At 38.5% G+C, this 21,395-nt stretch carries 16 protein-coding genes and 1 rRNA gene; 4 read left to right on the top strand and 13 right to left on the bottom strand.

The window, feature by feature from the left end; genetic code table 11:
* The 5 genes from MMB68_RS24505 to MMB68_RS24485 all read right to left on the bottom strand — a co-directional run.
* Nucleotides 1-107, bottom strand: a 16S ribosomal RNA gene (locus tag MMB68_RS24505); the annotation flags it as partial.
* Nucleotides 108-518: 411 nt separating this feature from the next.
* Entirely contained in the window at nt 519-1,295 is a 777-nt protein-coding gene (locus MMB68_RS24500; RefSeq protein WP_277549454.1) for an enoyl-CoA hydratase-related protein, read from the bottom strand.
* Nucleotides 1,296-1,330: 35 nt separating this feature from the next.
* Nucleotides 1,331-2,863, bottom strand: coding sequence for a fatty acid--CoA ligase family protein (locus MMB68_RS24495; protein WP_277549453.1), 1,533 nt, complete (start codon nt 2,861-2,863; stop codon nt 1,331-1,333).
* 169 nt (nt 2,864-3,032) lie between these two features.
* Complete coding sequence (gene lplA, locus MMB68_RS24490; protein WP_013055339.1) at nt 3,033-4,022, bottom strand: lipoate--protein ligase; 990 nt, start codon at nt 4,020-4,022, stop codon at nt 3,033-3,035.
* 15 nt (nt 4,023-4,037) lie between these two features.
* The gene (locus MMB68_RS24485) at nt 4,038-4,769 is read right to left on the bottom strand and encodes an MBL fold metallo-hydrolase (protein WP_221785133.1); all 732 of its coding nucleotides are present in this window, start codon (nt 4,767-4,769) and stop codon (nt 4,038-4,040) included.
* Between the two features lie 229 nt (nt 4,770-4,998).
* Between MMB68_RS24485 and yhfH the strand changes: the two genes are divergently transcribed.
* Entirely contained in the window at nt 4,999-5,130 is a 132-nt protein-coding gene (gene yhfH / locus MMB68_RS24480; RefSeq protein WP_013055337.1) for a protein YhfH, read from the top strand.
* A gap of 39 nt (nt 5,131-5,169) precedes the next feature.
* Here yhfH and MMB68_RS24475 read toward each other — a convergent pair whose 3' ends face one another.
* From MMB68_RS24475 to MMB68_RS24465, 3 genes are all read right to left on the bottom strand, one after another.
* The gene (locus MMB68_RS24475; protein WP_221785134.1) at nt 5,170-6,753 is read right to left on the bottom strand and encodes a response regulator; all 1,584 of its coding nucleotides are present in this window, start codon (nt 6,751-6,753) and stop codon (nt 5,170-5,172) included.
* Nucleotides 6,731-8,551: a cache domain-containing sensor histidine kinase gene (locus tag MMB68_RS24470; protein ID WP_277549451.1), complete on the bottom strand. Its 1,821-nt coding sequence runs from the start codon at nt 8,549-8,551 to the stop codon at nt 6,731-6,733. The genes MMB68_RS24475 and MMB68_RS24470 overlap by 23 nt, the downstream gene beginning before the upstream one ends.
* A 149-nt stretch (nt 8,552-8,700) precedes the next feature.
* Nucleotides 8,701-9,990 (bottom strand): ABC transporter substrate-binding protein, encoded by a 1,290-nt coding sequence (locus MMB68_RS24465; protein WP_013081692.1) that lies wholly within the window; start codon nt 9,988-9,990, stop codon nt 8,701-8,703.
* Between the two features lie 280 nt (nt 9,991-10,270).
* On the opposite strand from MMB68_RS24465, the gene MMB68_RS24460 reads away from it, so the two are divergent.
* Complete coding sequence (locus tag MMB68_RS24460) at nt 10,271-12,442, top strand: peptidoglycan D,D-transpeptidase FtsI family protein (RefSeq protein ID WP_264408875.1); 2,172 nt, start codon at nt 10,271-10,273, stop codon at nt 12,440-12,442.
* A 51-nt stretch (nt 12,443-12,493) separates the two neighbouring features.
* Here MMB68_RS24460 and MMB68_RS24455 read toward each other — a convergent pair whose 3' ends face one another.
* From MMB68_RS24455 to MMB68_RS24435, 5 genes are all read right to left on the bottom strand, one after another.
* Nucleotides 12,494-13,063: a TetR/AcrR family transcriptional regulator gene (locus tag MMB68_RS24455; RefSeq protein WP_013081690.1), complete on the bottom strand. Its 570-nt coding sequence runs from the start codon at nt 13,061-13,063 to the stop codon at nt 12,494-12,496.
* A 151-nt stretch (nt 13,064-13,214) separates the two neighbouring features.
* The gene (gene hemY, locus MMB68_RS24450) at nt 13,215-14,648 is read right to left on the bottom strand and encodes a protoporphyrinogen oxidase (RefSeq protein WP_221785137.1); all 1,434 of its coding nucleotides are present in this window, start codon (nt 14,646-14,648) and stop codon (nt 13,215-13,217) included.
* A 137-nt stretch (nt 14,649-14,785) separates the two neighbouring features.
* Nucleotides 14,786-15,718 (bottom strand): ferrochelatase, encoded by a 933-nt coding sequence (gene hemH, locus MMB68_RS24445; RefSeq protein WP_013055330.1) that lies wholly within the window; start codon nt 15,716-15,718, stop codon nt 14,786-14,788.
* Nucleotides 15,719-15,815: 97 nt separating this feature from the next.
* The gene (hemE, locus tag MMB68_RS24440) at nt 15,816-16,859 is read right to left on the bottom strand and encodes a uroporphyrinogen decarboxylase (protein WP_221785138.1); all 1,044 of its coding nucleotides are present in this window, start codon (nt 16,857-16,859) and stop codon (nt 15,816-15,818) included.
* Between the two features lie 196 nt (nt 16,860-17,055).
* Nucleotides 17,056-19,185, bottom strand: a complete 2,130-nt coding sequence (locus MMB68_RS24435) for a transglycosylase domain-containing protein (RefSeq protein WP_221785139.1) — start codon at nt 19,183-19,185, stop codon at nt 17,056-17,058.
* Nucleotides 19,186-19,370: 185 nt separating this feature from the next.
* On the opposite strand from MMB68_RS24435, the gene MMB68_RS24430 reads away from it, so the two are divergent.
* Nucleotides 19,371-19,877 carry an antibiotic biosynthesis monooxygenase family protein gene (locus MMB68_RS24430; protein WP_013055327.1) on the top strand — a complete coding sequence of 169 codons (507 nt, stop codon included), beginning with the start codon at nt 19,371-19,373 and terminating at the stop codon, nt 19,875-19,877.
* Between the two features lie 83 nt (nt 19,878-19,960).
* Entirely contained in the window at nt 19,961-21,349 is a 1,389-nt protein-coding gene (locus MMB68_RS24425; protein WP_047931562.1) for a hypothetical protein, read from the top strand.
* Nucleotides 21,350-21,395 lie beyond the last annotated feature (46 nt).

Here is a 21,395-nt window from a genome sequence, read left to right as displayed (position 1 = left end):
TCCGCCGCTAACGTCATAGAAGCAAGCTTCTAATCAGTTCGCTCGACTTGCATGTATTAGGCACGCCGCCAGCGTTCATCCTGAGCCAGGATCAAACTCTCCGAAGAAATGTTTGACTTGCTCAATTTAAAAATAAAATTTAACGTTGACGTTTGTCGCTTTGTTCAGTTTTCAAAGTTCAACCGCCGCCCTTAAGCGACTTTATTATCTTATCAAGTTTTTAACGTAATGTCAACAACTTTTTGAAAATCTTTTTTTAGCTTCGTTGTTAACGGTATGTCTCAACGACGCTTTATAATAATAAAATATATTTTAACTAAAGTCAACGGTTTTTAAAGAAAAAATTAAAAACTATTATTTATAGATTTGAACAATGACTACTGCACCGTATTATAGTAAATATTATAGGCAAAAGCCAGCTGTAACTTTGCCTTCTGTGTTCCTGCGCTTTTACATATTCTTTTTTATTATTCCTATAGAAGAAACTAAAAAAGAGCTGTCCATTAGACAGCCCTTTCTTATTTCCCTTTAAAACTAGGCCTTCTCTTCTCAGCAAATGCTTGAAGCGCCTCGAGACGATCTTCTGTCGGAATCGTTAACTCATATGCTTTTCGTTCAATTTGCAAACCAGTCTGCAAATCGGCCTTCATTCCTTCTTTAATAGCAAATTTTGCTTGCTGAAGTGCAATTGGCCCATTTTTCAATAAAAGAGAGATAAAAATATCTATTGTTTCTTCTATTTCATATCCGGGAGTCACCTTCGTTACTAGACCACATTCTTTCGCTTCTGATGCTGAGAGACGCTGAGCTGTTAAAATTAGTTCCATTGCTTTTGCTTCCCCAACTAACCGAGGGAGACGCTGTGTTCCTCCTGCGCCTGGTATAATCGCTAAGCTTGTTTCCGTTAAACCCATAAGCGCTTCGGTTGAAGCAATCCGGAAATCACATGCTAAAGCCAGCTCCATTCCTCCTCCAAATGCATATCCATTGATGATTGCTATCGTTGGCTGAGGAAGCTGCTCTATCTTCGAAAACACTTCTCCTATTTTGTAAATATTGCGCTTTACCTCTTGATCAGAGAGGGTTTTACGTTCTTTTAAATCGGCCCCTACACTAAAAGACTTTTCACCCGCCCCTTTAAACGTCACAACTCGAATATCTTTTTGAATACGAATTCCTTCAATTACTTCTTCCAATTCTTTAAGCATATCGTAATTAAAAGCATTCATCGCTTCTGGACGGTTCAGTATCACATGGGCTACGTGTCCCTTTATTTCATAAGAAATAGATGACATCCTTTTACCACCTCCGACTTGGAATCGCTTTCATTTTATCGCTCCTGGGATACTTGTTGCTTCAGTGCACGACGTAAAATTTTTCCCGTTGTATTTTTAGGAAGTTCTTTTAAAAATTCAATTTCACTTGGCACTTTATATTTAGCAAGGTGCTCTTTGCAGTAGGCAATAAGCTTCTCTTCCGTTATCTCTTGATTATTGCAAACCACGTAACACTTCACACATTCACCTAAGGAAGGATCAGGGACTCCAATAACAGCCACTTCTACAATATTCCGATGCGCATATAGCACTTCTTCTACTTCGCGAGGGTAAACGTTATATCCTCCTACGATAATTAAATCTTTTTTACGGTCAACGATATAAAAATAACCTTCCTTATCCATTCTTGCTAAGTCACCTGTATACAGCCAACCATCTCGGAGAGCATATTCCGTGTCTTCAGGAAGCTTGTAATACCCTTTCATCACGTTAGGGCCTTTGACAATAAGTTCGCCGACTTGTCCTACTTCTACTTCTTCTCCTAGTTCGTTTACCACTTTATTTTCAACATTCATAATAGATGTGCCTATAGAACCGGCTTTTCTCTCTCGATCAATAGGATTGAAACACGTCACAGGAGAAGCCTCAGATAATCCATACCCTTCTGCTACCATTACCCCAAACTTACGTTCAAAATTGGTTAGAAGTGCCACCGGCATTGATGCCCCGCCTGATATACAAAGCCTTACCGTGTGAAAGTGCTCTTTTTTCCCTTTGTCGTGCTGAAGTAAGAAATTATACATTGTGGGAACGCCCGCAAAAATAGTCGCTTGTCGATTTTGAATTAATTCAAATATAGAAGATGGACTGAATTTTGGTTCAATTAATATAGTCCCTCCATTCATTAAAGGCGCATTCAATGAAACAGTTAAACAAAATACGTGAAACATCGGCAAAGCAGCTACGACTCGGTCATTTCCATTTATACTTAAATAATCTGCTACGTCTTGAGCATTTGAATAAATATTTTTATGTGTAAGCATAGCTCCTTTTGGTTTTCCAGTTGTTCCTGACGTATACAGAATGAGGGCCACATCTTCTTCTTTTAACTCCAGAAAATCATATGTAGCTTCCCCTCTGTTTACAACTTGCGAAAACGTGTGAAAATAAGAAGGTATATTTTCTACTGTATCTGTCGTTTCACATAAGATAACGTGTTCCAAAAATGGAGCGTGTCCAATGATTTTCTTTAAAATAGGGAGAAGTAAATCAACCGCAATAACTGCTTTTACATCTCCATCCTGAAGCATGTAGCTAATTTCATCCGCTGTGTAAATAGGATTAATCGGTATAACAGTAGCTCCTACTCGAAGAGCACCGTACAATCCAATCACAAAATGAGGCGAGTTGCCGACAATCAAAGCGATATGATCTCCTTTTTTTACACCTAACTGCTTCAGACCACTAGCAAACTTAGATACCAATGCATCAAGATCTGCATAAGATGTTTCCTGGTCCATAAAAACATATGCCGATTTTTGTGGAAATTGCTCAGCTGTTTTATGAAGCTGTGCTGACAAATTCATCTCATAACTTCCTCCTTTTAATAACGAATGAATGAACAACCATTCATTATTAAGTCATAATAATGTAAAAATTCTTACTTCTTCTATTCTATTATAATGTTACTGCTGTTCTATTGACAAGACTCATCTGTTTAAAAAGAAAAAAAGCCTGATGTAGCAGACTTTTTTCTTAATAGATTAATTCAACAAACTCTTCTTTTGTAATATTACCAAAATAATGTGGAATATCGATGTCTTCTAAGGCTTGTTCAATAGAAGCTTTTTCATAACGAACACCTGTTAATTTTTCCTGTACTTCCTGGACATCCCCCACTCCAAAGAAATCTCCGTAAATGGTGCAAGCATCGATTTTTCCTTTATTCACTTCTAAACGAACGTCAATTTGTCCCACAGGAAAGCGGTGAGAGTGCTGTAAGTTAAATTTAGGTGATTTTCCATAGTTCCAATCCCATGACTGATAGCGCTCTTTAGAAATTTGATGAATCGTTTCCCAATCTTTTTCCGTTAGTTTATATTCTGTTATATTTTCTTCTCCGTCAAAGATATACCGAAGCAGCATTTCTCTAAATTCTTCCACCGTTACTTTCTGTTCTAAAAATTCGCTGATATTTGCTACTCTATTTCGAATAGATTTAATGCCTTTGGATTCAATTTTATCTTTTTTTACTTTTAACGCTGATACGACGTTTTCAATCTCTGAATCAAAAAGAAGAGTTCCATGACTGAACATTCTCCCTTTCGTTGAAAACTGAGCATTTCCAGAAATTTTCCGTCCTTCGGCCATTAAATCATTTCGTCCGCTTAGCTCAGCATTAACTCCTAATTTCTTTAACGCTTCCACGACCGGCTCAGTAAACTTTTTAAAATTATGAAAGCTATTTCCATCGTCTTTTGTAATAAAGCTGAAGTTTAAATTTCCTTTATCATGATAAACGGCACCGCCTCCAGATAGACGTCTCACTACATGAATTTGCTGATCTTCAACATATTTTGTATTAATCTCCTCAATGGTGTTCTGGTTTTTTCCAATAATAATAGAAGGTTCATTAATATAAAACAGCAGATATGTCTCATTAATGTCTAGATGCTTGAGCGCATACTCTTCAATTGCTAAGTTAATTCGGGGATCATAGTTTTTTTGATTATCAATAAATAACATTCATTTTCCTCCTTGTTATTCCCATACATATCCTGATTCAGCTAACGTAAGCGTACCTCTATAATGAGCAGCAGCTTCCTCTACTAGCTGTTGATGTTCTCCATAGTGCGGAAGGTGAGTAAGCATGAGGTGTTTGACACTTGCTTTTGAAGCAAGTGTCCCGGCTTCTGTACTTGTCATGTGTCCAGCGCCTCTTCCATCTTGGTTAGCATAAAAATTACATTCACAAATAAGAAGATCTGCTTCTTCTGAGAAGGAAACAAACTCTTCCAAATAGCTAGAGTCCGCTGTGTACACGACAGTTTGATTGCCGGCGCTTACTCTCATGGCATAACAAACGACTGGATGTTTCGTTTTCATAAATTCGATGGTAAAAGGCCCAACTTCAAGTTTTTGACTCGGATCATACTCTACCCCTTTAGTAATTCCTTTATGAGTAAGTTTGTTGAAGCTTTCCTGATCATATGTATGTCCGTAAATAGAAAGTTCCTTAACAGCGTTACCTAGATGAGTCTGAATGAGGCGTGCATATTGAAATACTCCGACATCAGCCACGTGATCATGATGATAATGAGATAAAATCATAGCATCTATTTCTTCTGGCTTTGCATATTTTTGCAGCTGAGCCAATGCACCGCTTCCGCAATCAACAAGCAGCTTAAAACCATCGTGCTCCACTAAATAGCTAGAAGTAGCCTCTGAAACAGCTGGATATCCTCCCCAAAAACCAATAACAGTTACTTTCATTTTAATCACCCTTTCGTACTATTTTTATTACGTTCAGTATACCCTACTTTTTTTTGAAAACTAACTGAAAGGCACTCGTTTCGGCCATTTTATCAAAATAACTCATTGTTATATAACAAATAACCACTTAGAATAGCAAAATAGGCTAAATTGTTATAAAACATAATTGACATTTTATCATCTGTTATAATACAATGTTAGTAACAAAAGACAACGGAGGGGATTTAAAATGTTAGAAAAGATGACTGAATTTTTCAAAAGATTACCCAATAAAAAGTGCGTAGAATGCGGAAACGACATCGAGGAACAGCATGAGTGCTACGGAAATAAATGCGATCACTGTCTAGATATCATGAAATAAAAAAAGCTGAAACTGTTATAAAACAGTTTCAGCTTTTTTTTATACGGTCAAACTTCGATACTCGTTTGGCGTAATGCCTTCTACTTTTTTAAACACTTTTCGAAAGTATTTATCATCATGATATCCAATCATATTCGCAATTTCATAGATTTTTAGTTCTTCATTTAGTAAAAGTGATTTGGCTTTATTCATTCTGACTTTCACCATATAATCTGAAATGTTTTCTTGAAATTCTTGCTTAAATTTCCTCGAAATGTATTCACGGCTTAAATAGAAACGTTCCGATATCTCTTGAAGCTTCACATCTCGATGAAAATTTTGCTGCAAATATTGTTCGATCTCATAAATAACGTCGCGATTGTTTTGCTTGCTATACCTTTTTACTACTTTTAAAAAACGCTTTACTTCACGCTTCTTTCTCTCTACATACTTTGCTAGCTGAAACTGCCCATCTTGGTTATAGAAAAAAGAAAGGACATATTCAGGACCGTTATTTATCGTATAAGGAATGTGATATCTTTTTAACCAATGCTGACTTAACAGCTGATATTCCTGCTCAAAATGCAGAATTTGCTTTAATGAGAGATAATTTTGCGCTTCAAAAGCTGTGATAATTTCGTTGAATACCGGCAAAAAGGCTTCAAACTTCCCGACTTGCAGCGCTTCTTCAATTTTACTGTTATAGTCCATCATATTTATTAATAAAGCACTTGCTAAAACGTCTTGCTCACCGTAGACCTTCACTTTATTTTGATCAAGAACATTGCTTAATAAAAGCGAGTTTTTCGCATGTTCATAGGATTTCATTAGCTGATCAATAGAAGAAACTTTGCACCCTCTTGCAATCCGACAGCTCACGTCTAGCGTACGGCGAATTGCTGTATGTAAAGTCGTCAGTAAAGAGGTTATACGTTCAAAGTCATTCCAAAATATAATGATAATTTCCCACTTATTTGATAAATAACGGAAGGCTACCCCATTTTCTTCTGCCATCAGCATTTCATTGATTACATTTAAAATTGAAAAATAGGCTAAATCCCGGTCACCGCCAAAAGAACGAATAATGGATTCATCTACACGTACAATCCCCACTTCATATTCTCTAGTCAGATGGAAACCAAACTCTTCATAGATTGATTGATTTAGCAAATAATTGTTCATTAACTGCGTCAGTTTTCGATCTCGATAAATCGGCTTCATTTCATTGATTAAACGATAGCTGCTGTTATGGACTTTTCTGGACTCTTCTTCTTTCTTCCATTGGGTTACAGCTCGTACAAGCGTATCGTTTAAAATCGAAGGATCCACTGGCTTTAGAATGTAATCCGTACTTCCAAAATGAATAGCTTTACGCATATAGTGGTAGTCATCATACCCTGTTACCACAATCGTTTTGCTAGAAGGCGAATTCTCTTTAATCCACTCCAACAAAGCAATTCCATCGATATTAGGCATCTTCATATCAGTAAAAATGATTTCCGGTCCATGATCCTCGATAAGCGCAATCGCTTGCTCACCGCTATCAGCTTCTATCACATCTGTAATTTCATGCTCTTCCCACTGTCCAAGCAGCTTTATTCCTTCTCTTACATGCTCTTCATCATCCACGATTAATACTTTCATCACTATCCCTCTTTTCCTCAATTGTTGTTAGCTTTATGACAACGGTAAAATTGTGATTTTCTCGACTGCTAATTTGCATTGAAGCATGATCTCCATAGTAGATGCGAAGTCGTTCATAAATGTTTTGCAACCCAATATGCTCATCTGTTTGATTATACGATTGCTGAAGTCTCGTTTTTAATTGATTCAACTCTTGCTCTCCTATCCCTTTTCCGTTATCAGAAACAGTTAGAATCAGTTCTTCGCCGTTCAGATCCGCTGAAATCAACAGCTTTCCGCTTCCTGTGCGGGTTTCGAATCCATGCTTAAAAGAATTCTCAACAAGAGGCTGCAAAATCATTTTCGGTATTCGCATAAGCTCTGCCTCTTTTTCAATATTTAACTCATACTCAAACTTTGAACCAAACCGCTGCTTTTGCAGACTTAAGAAAGCTTTTACGTGATCGACTTCTTGCTTTAAGCTAACGATATCCTCTTTCATATTCATGCTGTAACGCATAATGTGCGAAAGTGAGGTTAATAAAGAATATACTTCAACTGCTTTATGCTTAAGAGCAAGAGTTCCAATCGATTGAAATGCGTTGTATAAAAAATGCGGATTAATTTGTGACTGCAGCACTTTTAGCTGCGTTGATTTATTTTCTAATTCCAATCGAAATTTACGTTCAATCAAGTCATTAATTGTTTCTACCATAGAGGTAAAATGCCTTCCTAAAACACCAAATTCATCGTTTCCAAGCGACTTAAACCGCACCTCAAATGATCCTTTTTCCACTTCTTTCATATTGCGAATCAATACGTTAATCGGCTGTGTAAAACGTACTGATATAAAAAGCGTAGCGATAACGAGCATACACAGAAATGGCAGGCCAATTAATACATTCATAAGTGCTGTCTTTCTTGCATCCTCATATAAAACACTGTAAGGAATTCGTTTCACAATGTACAAGTCCTCAAAGGGCTGTTTAAGCTTTTCATACATTAATACGCCTGAGAAGCTTTTATCCTCCCATTCCATGCTATGGTCTTTTTGAGAAGTGAGCGCCTTCATCCACGGGTAGTTTTCATTTTTTCCAATAACCTTTGAATCAGAGGAATACAAAACCTTCCCTCTATTGTTCATTAAATAAAAATCTTCTGACTCTTCATTATATAGACGCTGCGATATAGATTGGATTTGTGTCATATTAATGTCTAAAGATAGATAAGCTAACAACTTGTCTGATGGAATCTCATCAATCCGCTGATGAAAGCTAATAACTTGATTCGGAAGTGAATCAATTAACGTTGATAAATTATTGTAGCTATAAATTTCATGAGTAGGCTCAATCACAAGAAATTTATGATTTTTATTTAAATAAGAATAGTAAGGCTGAGTGTAAATATCATCGTACTTCCCTCTGCTGCTCACTTTCGAATTATAAGCTGTATACGAGTCATGCCCGTTTTCAATGTAAAGATGGAGCTGTTCAATCTCTGGACGAGTATTATATAAATAAAGAAGAGTTCGTGATATTTCCAGCTGATTGGCTCCTAAGTCACTTGATACACCTTCATCTAGCACTTTAATAAATGGGTGGTAGCCGTACAGCCTTTTTGTAATATTAGCAATTTCATTTAAGTAATCACTCAAATCATTGCTTCCATTTTTAATAACTTGATAGTTGGTAGAAATAAATCGATTCTTAACCGTTTCTTTTGTGTACTGATACGTAAAAATCGTCGAAATTAAAAATGGAATAACCGTTGCAAATAAGAAAAACAAAATTAATTTCTTGCGTATGCTCCATCCTTTCACAAATAACCTCCTTTGACTAATGTCATACATTATGACTATTATTATACATTAAAAGCGCTTTCAATTGACTATTATTTTTTCATAGCTATAAATCTAACCAACTATTTTTTCACACCAAAAAGTCCGCGTTTTCCACGCGGACTTCTTGTTTATTTTTTCATTTTTGCCCAAATTGTATCTAATTTCTTCATAAACTCTTCTTCCGTCATTTGCTTGCCTGCGTAAGACTGCATTGCTGCGCCGACTTCTTGAACCGTTCCTTCCGGATACTTAAACCAGTTCCAAGATAATGTTTTACCTTCTTCGGAGTATTTTAAGATATCATCAGATAAAGAATCGATTCCTTTTCCATCGATGTTTTTGAACGCTGGAATGAACTTGAACTTTTCAACTAAGAATTTTTGACCCTCTTTAGAAGAAACCATCCAATTTAAGAATTCCTTCGCTGCTTTTTTATCTGCATCTGGCGCATTTTTGTTCACTACCCAGTTATTTGGAACTCCGATTGCTAGTTTATCATTTTTCTTTGCATCGTTGCTGATTGGCATTGGAATAAAGCCCATTTTCATGTCCGGATTGATTTTCGTAATCATATTTACCGTCCAGTTACCTTGTTGCATCATTGCTGTTTCCCCAGAAGCAAATTGAGTAACTTGTGTATTGTAGTCTGTCGTTAGTGGATTTTTATTTCCATACTTTAACGTTAAATCGAACAGATTCATAAATTGCTTAAACGTTTCATTGCCTTCAAATTTTGCTTTTCCTTCGTTTAGACCTTTAATAAACGCATCTGGATCGTCTTGCTGTGCCATTGGAATATTAAATAAGTGGTTGCCTAGCACCCACCACTCGCCGTATCCATTAGAAAATGGCGTAATGCCTTTTGCTTTAAGCTTTTTAGAAGCTGCTTCTAATTCTGACAGCGTTTTAGGTAATTCTTTAATGCCTGCTTTTTCAAATAAATCTTTATTATAAATAAAACCATAACCTTCTAAGTTTAGCGGCTGACCATAAATTTTCCCGTCCATTGTCATCGGTTCTTTGGCGATATCATACAGATTATCTACCCACGGCTGATCAGATAGATCTTCTAATTTATCCTTCCACGTTTGCGCTTCTTGGAACCCTCCATTGTTAAAGATATCAGGTTCATTTCCAGAGGCAAACTGTGCTTTTAATGCCGCACCATAGTCCGCGCCTCCGCCGACTGTTTGGATGTTAAACTTTACGTTTGGATGTTCTTTTGTATATTCATCCGTTAATTCTTTCAGCTGATCTGCAATTTCCACTTTGAACTGGAACATATCAATAACAACTTGATCACCTGAGCCTGTTGATTTACTTGCTTTTGAATCCGTACCTGAGTTTGAACATGCTGTCGCAAATAAAAGTGATGTTGCTAACACGCCAGACATTATTGAAAGCCTTTTCATTTTCATTCGTTTTGCCCCCCTTGATATCTATCTCTCTTTATTTTACCGATTCTAGGACATTTGAACAGGTAACAATATTGAACAACCGAGTGGAAAATATTGAACAACCCCTTCAGCACCCTTCGACAGGTCTCTCTTCTTCCGCAAAAATTTCTATAAATTTTTTGTCTGTTTTATTCCACCTAATAACATTTATAGACAAAATTATGTTAATATGTAGAGTGATAGATTCATAAGAAAATTTATGAATTTTTTTAACTTGTATAAACAAAGTGAAGGGGTTTACATGAAAACTAAAAAGCGCAAAAAAACACATGTCTCATTTCGAATTAACTGGCTGTTTATTGTGGTTTTCCTGCTTTTTTCTGCACTCATTTTACGATTAGGCTTCGTACAGATCGTGTACGGAGAGAACTATAAACGAGAAGTTGAAAAAACAGAAGATGAAACGGTAGATTCACCGGTTCCTCGCGGAAAGATGCTAGACCGCTATGACCGCGTTATCGTGGATAATAAACCGTTGAACGCTGTCACGTACACGCGTTTGAAAGGCGTCACTCAAGAAGACAAACTAAAAGTGGCTAAAAAGCTTGCTACTCTTATTGATGTTCCTGTTACAACAGACGTGTTTGGCAAATCGGATAAAAAGAAAGATAAAAATACGATTAAGCTAACAGAACGCGACTTAAAAGATTACTGGATTGCAACTCATCCAAAAGCAGCAGCGAAGAAAATTACCGCAGCGGATAAGCAAAAAGTAAAAGAAGGTCAACTTTCTGAAGATGATTTATATCCTCTTCAGCTAAAGCGCATCACAAAAAGTGAACTTTTATCGGTGAAAGATGACCTTGAAGTGATTGCCATTAAAAGCAAGATGGAAGGCGGGTACGCGTTAACTGCTCAAATTATTAAAAGCGGCTTAACCGATAAAGAGCTTGCCGTTATTAGTGAGCAGCTGGGTGACTTACCGGGCGTCGATACGACAACTTACTGGGACCGTATGTATACATACGATGACTTACTTAGCACGCTGCTTGGTAAAATCACATCAGCAGATGAAGGATTGCCAAGCGAAAACTTGCAGTACTATTTATCACATGGCTACAGCCGTAACGACCGAGTTGGAAAAAGTTATTTAGAAAAGCAGTACGAAGACGTTCTTCGCGGTCAAAAAGCTCGCGTGCAAAACGTAACGGACCGCTCGGGCAACTTAGTGAGTCAAGAGACCGTTACAGAAGGTCAGCGGGGCAGTGACTTAATTTTAACAATTGATATGGAACTTCAAAAACAAGTCGAAGATGTTTTAACAAAAGCTGTGACATCCGGTGCTGCTGGTTCACGATTAATGGATCGCGCGTTTGCTATTATGATGGACCCTCACACGGGAGATATTTTAGCGATGGGCGGAAAACAGCTTGTTACTGATAAGCAAACCGGAGCACGTAAAGTACAAGACTTTGCTCTTGGTAACATGACCACTTCTTATGAAGTAGGTTCCGCAGTTAAAGGAGCGACCGTTCTAGCAGGACTTGATTCAGGCGCTATTCAGCCCGGTACGGTTTTTTACGATGCGCCGCTGAAGTTTGCTGGCGGAACAATTAAAAAGTCGTCTCACCAAATTGGAGCAACTGGGATTCAAAATGCTTTGGAACAATCGTCAAACGTGTTCATGTACCGTACGGTTATGAGCATGGCTGGTGAAACGTACCGCCCTGGCGGTAAACTGAACATTCCACCGTCTATCTTTAATAAGCTGCGCTCATACTATAGCCAGTTTGGTCTTGGAATTTCAACGGGCATCGAATTAGAAAACGAATCAACGGGTATTCGCAATACCGTAACAAACGAACCAGGTAAAGCACTGGATTTTGGTATTGGACAGTATGATACGTACACACCGCTTCAGCTTGTTCAGTACATCTCAACGATTGCTAACGGTGGATATCGCATGAAGCCGCACTTAGTAAAAGAAATCCGCGAACCTGAGCTTGATAGCGAACTAAAAGGAAGTATTCAAAGTTCTGTTGAACCAGAAGTGTTAAACCGTATTACGATGGGCCAATCAGAAATTAACCTTGTCAAACAAGGGTTTCGCCAAGTAGTTACAGGGTCCCATGGTACAGGGCGTTTACTTAACACAGGAAAATACCGTCAGTATAATATTGCTGGTAAGTCTGGTACCGCAGAAACCTTTAATAAAGGGGTAAGCGTTCGTAACTCTACATTCGTTTCATACGCGCCTTATGATAATCCGGAAGTAGCAGTAGCGGTTGTTATTCCTTCTGCTTATGTAGCCGGTACATCTAACACGTTAAGTAAAACTATTACCGGTGACGTAATAAAAGCTTACTTCGATCTTAAAAAAGAAGGCGAAAAAGAAGTAGAGCAAAAAGAAGAAGATGCAAAAACAGGAAATACAGAATTAAACGGCGTAAAAAAAGATGATAATGAACAATAAAAAAGGTCTCGTCATGAGACCTTTTTTGTTTTTTTATGAAAAAAGCCCATCTCACTGAGACAGACCGCGTAAAAAATATAGTTCAATTAATTCAGCAATTTTTTCTTCTGAAAGCGGCTCATGCCGTTTTTCCCAATCATAGACGAGTGCAATGTACATTTTAAATAATAAAAAAGCTGTGAGCTCTGGGTTGCACGGTTTGATTTCTTTTTTAGAAATCGCAATTTCGATTTTGTTTTTTATATAAGTCAAAATCTCTTCTTCTACTCGCACCAGCACTTCTTGCACTGCTGTAGTGCCTAACTGCTGTTCCTGTACCAGCTTCAGCATGAGCTGATGCTCGGTGCGGAATTCTAAGATTCGAAAAATAGCTGCTTGGGCATTTTCAAAAAAAGGACGGTTGCTATCAATGACAGTTTCAGCTGCATCTGTCATTTCTCGAATCATTCGTGTAACAATTTCATCGAATAACTCTTCTTTGTTTTTAAAAAAAGTATAAATCGTTCCTTTTCCGACATTTGCAAGCTTCGCCACTTGCTCCATAGTCGTTGCTTTATATCCAAACAGCGCAAATGATTTTGACGCTGCATCCACAACTGATTGCTTTCGGTCTATCGCCACGTTATCCCCTTCTTTCTGACCAAATGAATATTTCAGTCAACAAGTACGGTTTTACTATAGCATAAGTTTCTTTTGCTTTTCAACCACAATCTCTTCTCTTAGTATAACCTTTCTCTTCTACAGGTAGTAGACAAAAAAGCGGAGCATTGATTCACCGCTCCACTTCTAGTTGCTGCACATATTTAACCGCTTTTTTAGCCACATCTTCTCCTTGCTCTACACATTCCGGTATACCCAGACCTTCATATGAGCTTCCCGCTACATAAAGACCGGCAAGCTCTTTTTCAAGCTGTTCATTCATCGTATCTAGCATATCGTGATGTCCGACCGTATACTGAGGCATTGACTGCTTCCATCTCGTTACCGCGTAAAATTCGGGGTCAGCAGAAATGGTGATGAGCTTCTTCAAATCCTCCAGGACAATTTTAAAAATTTCATCGTCAGGCTGATCCACCACAGCTTCATCCCCGGTTCGTCCAACTAAACATCTCAGCAGCACTTTTCCTTCCGGAACCGCATGCGGCCACTTTTTATTCAGCCATGTGCACGCCGTAATCGTGTAATCGCTATTTCTTGAAACGGCGATGTTCATTGCATCTAGATTGTCTTGCAGCGCTTCTTGTGCAAAGGCTATCACAACAGTAGCTACTGAAGTGGAAGGCATATGCTTCAACGGCTCGAATATTTTATATTCCGAAAGCATAGACTGAGCAGCTGCATGAGGAGAAGTTACAATAACGCTGTCTGCTTTTATGACTTTCCCGCTATTTAAAGATAATGCATATGCGGTATCTTGTTTATAAATTTTCTCTACTTTTATTCCTTTTGTAATAATATCAGGATCTATTGCTTTTTCTACCCCATCTACTAGCGATTGAAGGCCTTCTTTTAATGTTAAAAAAACGCTATTTTTTTTGAATTCCGAATCATCACCGTGCTGTGGGTGAATTTCTTTTAGCTTTTTCATTCCAACAATTAAGCTTCTGTACTTATGTTCAGCATGCAAAAACTGTGGAAATGTTGATTGTAAACTCAAACGATCAACGTCTCCTGCGTAAATTCCTGATAATAGAGGCTCAATTAAATTTTCAACAACTTCATCACCAAACCGTCTTCTAAAAAATACGCCTAGCGAACGGTCATCCTGATTTTTTGTCTTCGGTATAAAAAAATCAGCTGCTGCGCGCAGCTTGCCAACAGGTGAAAATAACCCTGTTGTGATAAAAGGAGATAACTTGGTTGGTATCCCCATTACAGCACCATCAGGCAGCGCATGCGGTGTATCTTTTACTAAAATATAGGATTTTCCTTTTTCATTTCCGACTAGCTCCCTGCCTAGCCCTACTTCTTTTGCCAGTTTTGTAGCAGCTAGCTTACGCGCTAAAAATGAATCCGGACCTTTTTCAAATAAATACCCGTCTCGTTTGACCGTTTGAATTTTTCCACCAAGCCGATGCGTCGCTTCTATTAGTTGAAGATCAATTGGCAGCTGATGATCCTTTATTTTTTTTTGCAAATAATAGGCAGCTGAAAGACCTGTTATTCCTCCACCGATGATGACAACCTTTTTGCGTCTATCCGTCATGTTATCATCGCCTTTTCTGTAAAATTCAATATAAAGAGAAGCGATTATGGAAATCCATAGCTCGCTTCTTACTTTTCTCTATATTGATTATAATTTACTTTTCATCCCTGTTCAACGTACAAAGAATCTATATTGACTTAACGGGCAATCTGTTTTAAAACAACTGTAGCTAACCCATCGATAAATTCAGGCTGTGCATTGGGCATTTCAGGGCGGTAATAATCAGCCCCAATTTCATCTGTCACAACTTTGCATTCATAGTCGTTATCATAAAGTACTTCTAAGTGATCTGCGATAAATCCAACTGGAGTATAAACGAATGATGTATAGCCTTTTTCTTCGTGCAATTCTCTTGTTAAATCTTGTACGTCCGGACCAATCCATGGTTCTGGCGTATTCCCAGCACTTTGCCAGCCAATTTCATAATGTTCAATACCAGCGGCTTGTGCAATTAAATCCGCTGTTTCTTGAAGCTGATTTGGATATGGATCTCCTGCTGCAATAATTTTTTCCGGCAAGCTGTGCGCAGAGACAATCAACACGGCTTTTTGGCGTTTCTCTTCGTCTATTAAATCAAACGTTTGTTTAACACGTGTAGCCCAGTACTGAATGAACTTTGGCTCACTGTACCAGCTTTCTACAGAATGAATGATTGGTCCTCCTAATTTTTCAGCCGTTTCTTTGGCGCGTCCATTATAGGATTTTACGCTAAACGTTGAAAAGTGAGGTGCAAGTACAATGCTGACCGCTTCTTTAATTCCGTCTTTATGCATGGCTTCTACTGCATCTTCAACAAACGGTTCAATATGCTTTAAGCCAAGATACGCTTTAAATTCAATTTCATCCTGCACTTCATTCAAGCGCTTTTCCAGACTTTCCATTTGCTGTTGCGTAATTTTTGCAAGAGGTGAAATGCCCCCGATTGCTTCGTAGCGGTTTTGTAAATCTTCTAAGGCTTCCGGTGAAGGTTTACGTCCGCGGCGAATATGTGTATAGTAACGTTCAATATCTTCTTCTTTATATGGCGTTCCATATGCCATTACAAGTAATCCCATTACTTTTTTACTCATGTGTTCGACACCTCTTTGTTAGATTCAATACTTGTCTTCATTTTGCCATGAATAAAAAGAAAAATTCAAAGTTTAGCGCTCCAAATTATTTGACAATTTATTGTCTATTTGCAGAATATTCATGAATAAAGGTTGTTAAACGCTTCAACGTTTCCGGCTGAACCTGTGGAAAAACGCCGTGCCCCAAGTTAAAGATGTAACCAGGACTAGCCATCCCTTTATCTAATATTTCTGTTACACGTTCTTCAATAACTTCCCATGGAGCTAACAAAATAGCAGGATCTAAGTTTCCTTGCAGTGTTTTTGTTAAGCCTAATGCACGTGCTTCATCCAGCTGCGTTCGCCAATCTAATCCCACTACATCCAACGGCAGATCATGCCATTCTTTTGCCAAATGACTTGCCCCTACTCCAAACATAATGAGCGGTACTTTTTTTTCACGTAAAGAGGTAAAAATTCGCTCCATAACAGGTTTTATAAAGTAACGATAATCCGCTACATTTAAAGCACCTACCCATGAATCAAAGATTTGAATGGCTTTTGCCCCAGCGTCAATTTGCGCTTTTACATATGTAATCGTCATATCTGCTAACTTATCCATTAGTGCAAACCATGCTTTAGGTTCCGTATACATAAATGCTTTTGTTTTATTGTAATTTTTTGAAGGTCCTCCTTCAATCATATAGCTTGCCACTGTAAAAGGAGCACCCGCAAAGCCAATTAGAGGTACGTTTAACTGTTCTGTTGTTAACAGCTTAATTGTATCTAATACATACGGAACATCTTCTTCCGGCGTAATTTCTCCTAGTTTTTCTACATCGCTTAAAGATTGAATTGGATTAGAGATTACAGGACCAATTCCTGACTTGATTTCAACATCCACTCCAATTGAAGGAAGCGGTGACATTATATCTTTATATAAAATAGCTGCATCCACTCCGTACTGTTCAACGGGCAGGCGTGTTACGTATGCCCCAAGCTCCGGCTGATGAGTGATTTCAAATAAAGAGTACTTCTCTTTTAGCTTTCGGTATTCCGGCTGTGAACGCCCTGCTTGGCGCATATACCAAACCGGAACATGATCCGTTTTTTCCCCTCTACAGGCTTTTAAAAAAGTATCGTTAAACGTTCCTTGACTCATAATTTCCACCTTTCTCGATTGTCTTCCATCCGTATTTTCTTCGATTAGACAGACAATAATCAGCAAAGGAACATACCGGTTCCTCTACTGATTAAAGTTTCACGTTATATTCTCTACTTGTCACTATACCCATTTCTTTACGACTTGTATAGCCACCTGCTAAAAATGTCAAAAATTCGCCCTACTCTTCCTTATTTTATTGAAAAAGAGCAGGTGTTACTTCGTTAGATTTTTTTCCTTTTTGTTTTGTTTGGGAATTGTAAGGAACTACATAATAAGTAGGACTGTCGAGCAGATTCACCCGCTCTTTTTCAAATGCTCCTTTTCCCTTCACTTTGCCAATTACTTCGGCTTTATCTCCTTTTTTCTCATAAACATAATAAACAGCTCTTTTATCAGGTGAAGGTGTCCACGATAAATTTACCGTTAGCAAACCAAATGGGTGGAATGTTAATTCTTGTTTTAAGTCTTTAACTTGCTCTAAGCGTATTGGTTTTGGCAGATCTTTAACACCTACTGGCTTTTGAAATGAAGCTTCGTCGTAACCAGCTCTTGTCAGAATGTCTTTAAATAATAGAGTCGGATAAGAACTTCCTTTTGTTAAATAGTGCTGGTCATTTGTAGAATCATATCCCATCCACACGCTTCCTACAACATCTGGGGTATATCCAACAAACCAAGCATCTCTTGTGGCTCCTTTAACATTCGTATACGAAGTAGACCCTGTTTTTCCTGCTAACTCTCCTTTAAACTCTCCATTTTTTGCCGTTCCTTCTTTAACAACTACTTGAAGCATCTTTGTCATATACCAAGCCGTTTGTTTTGAAAATGCTTTGTGAGTGTCGGGAACAGCTTTTGCAATTACTTTTCCGTCTTGATCTTTTATTTCTTGAATAAAGTACGGTTGGATGTTTTCTCCGTTTTCAGCAAATGCCCGGTACGCTCCTGCTAATTGAAGCGGTGTAATTCCTTCCTTTAACCCTCCAAGAGCAATCGCAAGCCCTTTATCTTCTAAAGGAATTCCTAGCTTTGTGAGATACTGCTTACTTGTTTCAACTCCTAGCTGATTCAATGTCCAGACGGCAGCTGCGTTTTTAGAATCTTTTAGGGCATCGTACATCGTTACCTTTTTAGCATATTGGCCGTCTACATTTTTAGGTGTGTATCCCCCGTAGCTTCTAAGCTTGTCTTGCAGCAAGGAATAAGGCTTGAATTGACCTTCTTCTAATGCAGGGCCATATACCGCAATAGGTTTCATCGTAGAACCTGGCTGTCTTTTGACATTTACGCGATTGAGCGATTTTTGTACATAATCTCGTCCTCCCATAACAGATAAAACTCCTCCGCTTTTGTTATCCACTAATACAAAAGCACCTTGGGCACTGTTATCTGTACCTGGAAAATAACGATTTTCTTTCATCAGCTCGTAGGCGGCTTCTTGTACTTTTGTACTCATAGGTACTTTGACCGTATAACCGCCACGCAGAAGCTCATTGCTCGAAATGCTGTATTTCTTCTCTGCTTCTTGAATAACCATATCGATATAGGTTAAATACGCTGGGTTTTTAGCCTGTTCCTTTACGTTCAACCCCAGCGTTCTTCCTTGCAAACGGACATTTTTTTCAGCTGATAAATAACCTGCTTTTTGCATGGCATTTAACACAACATTTCTACGTTCTATACTTTTTTCTGGATGTAAAATAGGAGAATAAGAATTCGGTGCTTTTGGCAGTGCAGCGAGCAGTGCACCTTCTTCTACCGTTAATTCGGAGACATCTTTATTGAAGTAAAGCTTGGATGCAGCTTGGATTCCATAGGCTCCGTGTCCAAAGTATATTTGGTTCAAATACATTTCAAGCAGTTTTTGCTTACTGTAACGCTGCTCCAGGTTAATGGCCACCACTACTTCTTTTGTTTTTCTAAGCAACGTTTTATCATTCGATAAAAACACATTTTTAGCCAGCTGCTGTGTTAAAGTGCTTCCTCCTTCAACACTTCCTCCAGCCAATATATCTCGGTATAATGCTCGGCCAATAGATTTAAAATCGATTCCGTGATGTTCATAAAAACGAACGTCTTCAATTGAAATAAATGCTTGTTGCACATGCTTTGGAATCTTATCAATTGAAACCAAGTCCCGATTTTTCACATAGAGCTTTGTTAATTCGTCTCCATTTTCGTCCACTAACCTCGTAGCAGAGTCCATGACGATTTTTTTCTCATCAATTACATAGTTTCCAAGAAACAAGATGATAATATATCCAATCAATCCTAATAGAAAAATTCCAGCTAAGGCAGCAATTGCGTATAAGCCTTTTTTGTACATCGTGCCACCCCTTTTCTTTCGCTAAACTTTTGATAATATGGAAAACAACTTCATCAATGTTTTACTTTACCATCTTCATTAGAAGTTCACAATTTTTGAATTTTTGTGTGTAAAATTTTATAATTTTAGTATGATTTACAATTGTAAATTGTATGCAATTCCCAATTAGAAAGGAAGTATAATCCATGAAGATCTTTATTACTTACGGAACAGGCCCTTACCTTCAGAAGTTGATCGACGAACATCCGAGTGAACGTTTGTTACTGCTTCACAAAGATGACGATCAATTTGCACTAGTCCACGAAACAGATGGAGATACAATTTTTAAAGAAGGACATGCTTATGAAGTATTAGATGCTTCTGGAGATCTTGCAGATAGCGGATTTGCTGTACTAAATAATATTTCAGTTACAGATGAAGGCCGCCCCTTGTTTGAACAGCGGTTTAGCCAACGAGCTCGTTTAATTGAAAATGAAGCAGGCTTTTCAGCTATTCGTGTGCTTCGTCCACTGCAAAATGACACATACATTATCTTTACAGGATGGAAAGATGAAAGTTCATTTAGCGATTGGCAGTCTTCAAAAGCCTATAATGAAGCACACAAAAAACGCGGTACGTCAGAAGGCGTGGATCAGCAGCCATCGATTTTCTCTCGCCCTTCTTATGTGACCTCATACCACGTAGTTAAATAAGTAAACATCCTCCTAGTAGGCGAGTATCACAATAGGCACAAACGTCATATTGTATACTACATCACCTATTGGGAGGAATTTTTATGGGCATAGAGCTTGGAGCTCTTCATTGGATGTATGTCCTTTTTATCGCCTTCATTATCGGCTTTATGATTATGCGGCGAGATACGAGTATCCTTTGTATACTCGGGATTTTTTTGCTTTCCTTAACGGCTACCTCTTCGTTAAGCCACTCCGTCAGCGCCGTTTTTTCCAGCTTCATTTATGCCATTACAGAACTGCTTCCTACCATTTTAATTATTTCAATTATTGTATCCATGAGTAAAGTCTTAATGGCTACAGGAATAAATGAATCGATGATTTCACCTTTTGCTCGTCTCATTAAAACACCTGCTCTTGCCTATTGGGTTATTGGATTAGTTATGATGACCATCTCCTATTTTTTCTGGCCTTCTCCAGCCGTTGCTTTACTTGGAGCCGTGCTTTTACCAGTGGCCATCCGCGTAGGGCTTCCAGCTATAGGCGTAGCTGTAGCGATGAATTTATTCGGCCACGGCGTTGCGCTTTCAGGAGACTTTGTTATTCAAGCTGCTCCTAAGATAACAGCTGACGCAGCAGGTCTTCCAGTTCACGAGGTGGTTCAAGCAAGTGTCCCTCTTGTCATTGTGATGGGAGTTGTTACGACACTCTCTGCTTTTTACTTTTTAAAACAAGATATGAAGCATAATAGAATTCACGTTCAACCGACAATGTTAACAAACAGTTCTTCTGTACAGTCCACACCTCTTTCTTCTTCAATACGCCGGGCTTTAGCCATTATAGTTCCCCTTTTCTTTGCTATAGACGTATGGGCAATGTTCACCCTTCATTTACAGGGAGGAGATGCGACTGCTCTCGTTGGTGGCACAGCCCTATTTATTTTAGTGGTGGTTTCACTTATTGCTCACAAAGGAAAAGGTCTCGAACAAACAACTTCCTACTTGATTGAAGGCTTGCAGTTTGGTTTTAAAGTATTCGGTCCCGTTATTCCCATTGCAGCTTTTTTCTATTTAGGAGATGCTGGATTCACAACAATCATTGGTGACTTTCTTCCGAAAGGATCACATGGACTTGTAAATGACCTAGGCGTTGCGCTTGCTTCCACTGTGCCGTTAACCGCACAGGTCGCCACTGTAACGATAACTGCTCTAGGAGCTATTACCGGATTAGACGGTTCAGGCTTTTCAGGCATTTCACTTGTAGGCTCTGTCTCTCATTTATTTGCATCTGCTTTAGGATCGGGCGCTGCCACCCTAACTGCTTTAGGGCAAATTGCTGCGATTTGGGTTGGGGGAGGCACGTTGATTCCATGGGCGTTGATTCCAGCTGCTGCGATTTGCGGAGTCAGTCCGTTTGAACTCGCCAGACGTAATTTAAAACCTGTAGCGATTGGATTAGTCGTTACAACAATTGTCGCGATGTTCTTAGTTTAAACAAAAGCCCCCTTCTTTTTATGAAGGGGGCCATATGTATATATTT

Source organism: Priestia sp. Y58, assembly GCF_029522095.1.
In the GTDB taxonomy this organism is placed as follows: domain Bacteria; phylum Bacillota; class Bacilli; order Bacillales; family Bacillaceae_H; genus Priestia; species Priestia megaterium_E.
Note: the sequence above shows the minus strand (reverse complement) of the source record. Positions and strands in the feature narration are given on the sequence as shown.

Excerpts from the sequence above, each read along its gene's own strand:
- MMB68_RS24500 (WP_277549454.1), bottom strand. The coding sequence starts at position 1,295 with ATGTCATCTATTTCTTATGAAATAAAGGGACACGTAGCCCATGTGATA.
- MMB68_RS24495 (WP_277549453.1), bottom strand. The coding sequence starts at position 2,863 with ATGAATTTGTCAGCACAGCTTCATAAAACAGCTGAGCAATTTCCACAA.
- lplA (WP_013055339.1), bottom strand. The coding sequence starts at position 4,022 with ATGTTATTTATTGATAATCAAAAAAACTATGATCCCCGAATTAACTTA.
- MMB68_RS24485 (WP_221785133.1), bottom strand. The coding sequence starts at position 4,769 with ATGAAAGTAACTGTTATTGGTTTTTGGGGAGGATATCCAGCTGTTTCA.
- yhfH (WP_013055337.1), top strand. The coding sequence starts at position 4,999 with ATGTTAGAAAAGATGACTGAATTTTTCAAAAGATTACCCAATAAAAAG.
- MMB68_RS24475 (WP_221785134.1), bottom strand. The coding sequence starts at position 6,753 with ATGAAAGTATTAATCGTGGATGATGAAGAGCATGTAAGAGAAGGAATA.
- MMB68_RS24465 (WP_013081692.1), bottom strand. The coding sequence starts at position 9,990 with ATGAAAATGAAAAGGCTTTCAATAATGTCTGGCGTGTTAGCAACATCA.
- MMB68_RS24460 (WP_264408875.1), top strand. The coding sequence starts at position 10,271 with ATGAAAACTAAAAAGCGCAAAAAAACACATGTCTCATTTCGAATTAAC.
- hemY (WP_221785137.1), bottom strand. The coding sequence starts at position 14,648 with ATGACGGATAGACGCAAAAAGGTTGTCATCATCGGTGGAGGAATAACA.
- hemH (WP_013055330.1), bottom strand. The coding sequence starts at position 15,718 with ATGAGTAAAAAAGTAATGGGATTACTTGTAATGGCATATGGAACGCCA.
- hemE (WP_221785138.1), bottom strand. The coding sequence starts at position 16,859 with ATGAGTCAAGGAACGTTTAACGATACTTTTTTAAAAGCCTGTAGAGGG.
- MMB68_RS24435 (WP_221785139.1), bottom strand. The coding sequence starts at position 19,185 with ATGTACAAAAAAGGCTTATACGCAATTGCTGCCTTAGCTGGAATTTTT.
- MMB68_RS24430 (WP_013055327.1), top strand. The coding sequence starts at position 19,371 with ATGAAGATCTTTATTACTTACGGAACAGGCCCTTACCTTCAGAAGTTG.
- MMB68_RS24425 (WP_047931562.1), top strand. The coding sequence starts at position 19,961 with ATGGGCATAGAGCTTGGAGCTCTTCATTGGATGTATGTCCTTTTTATC.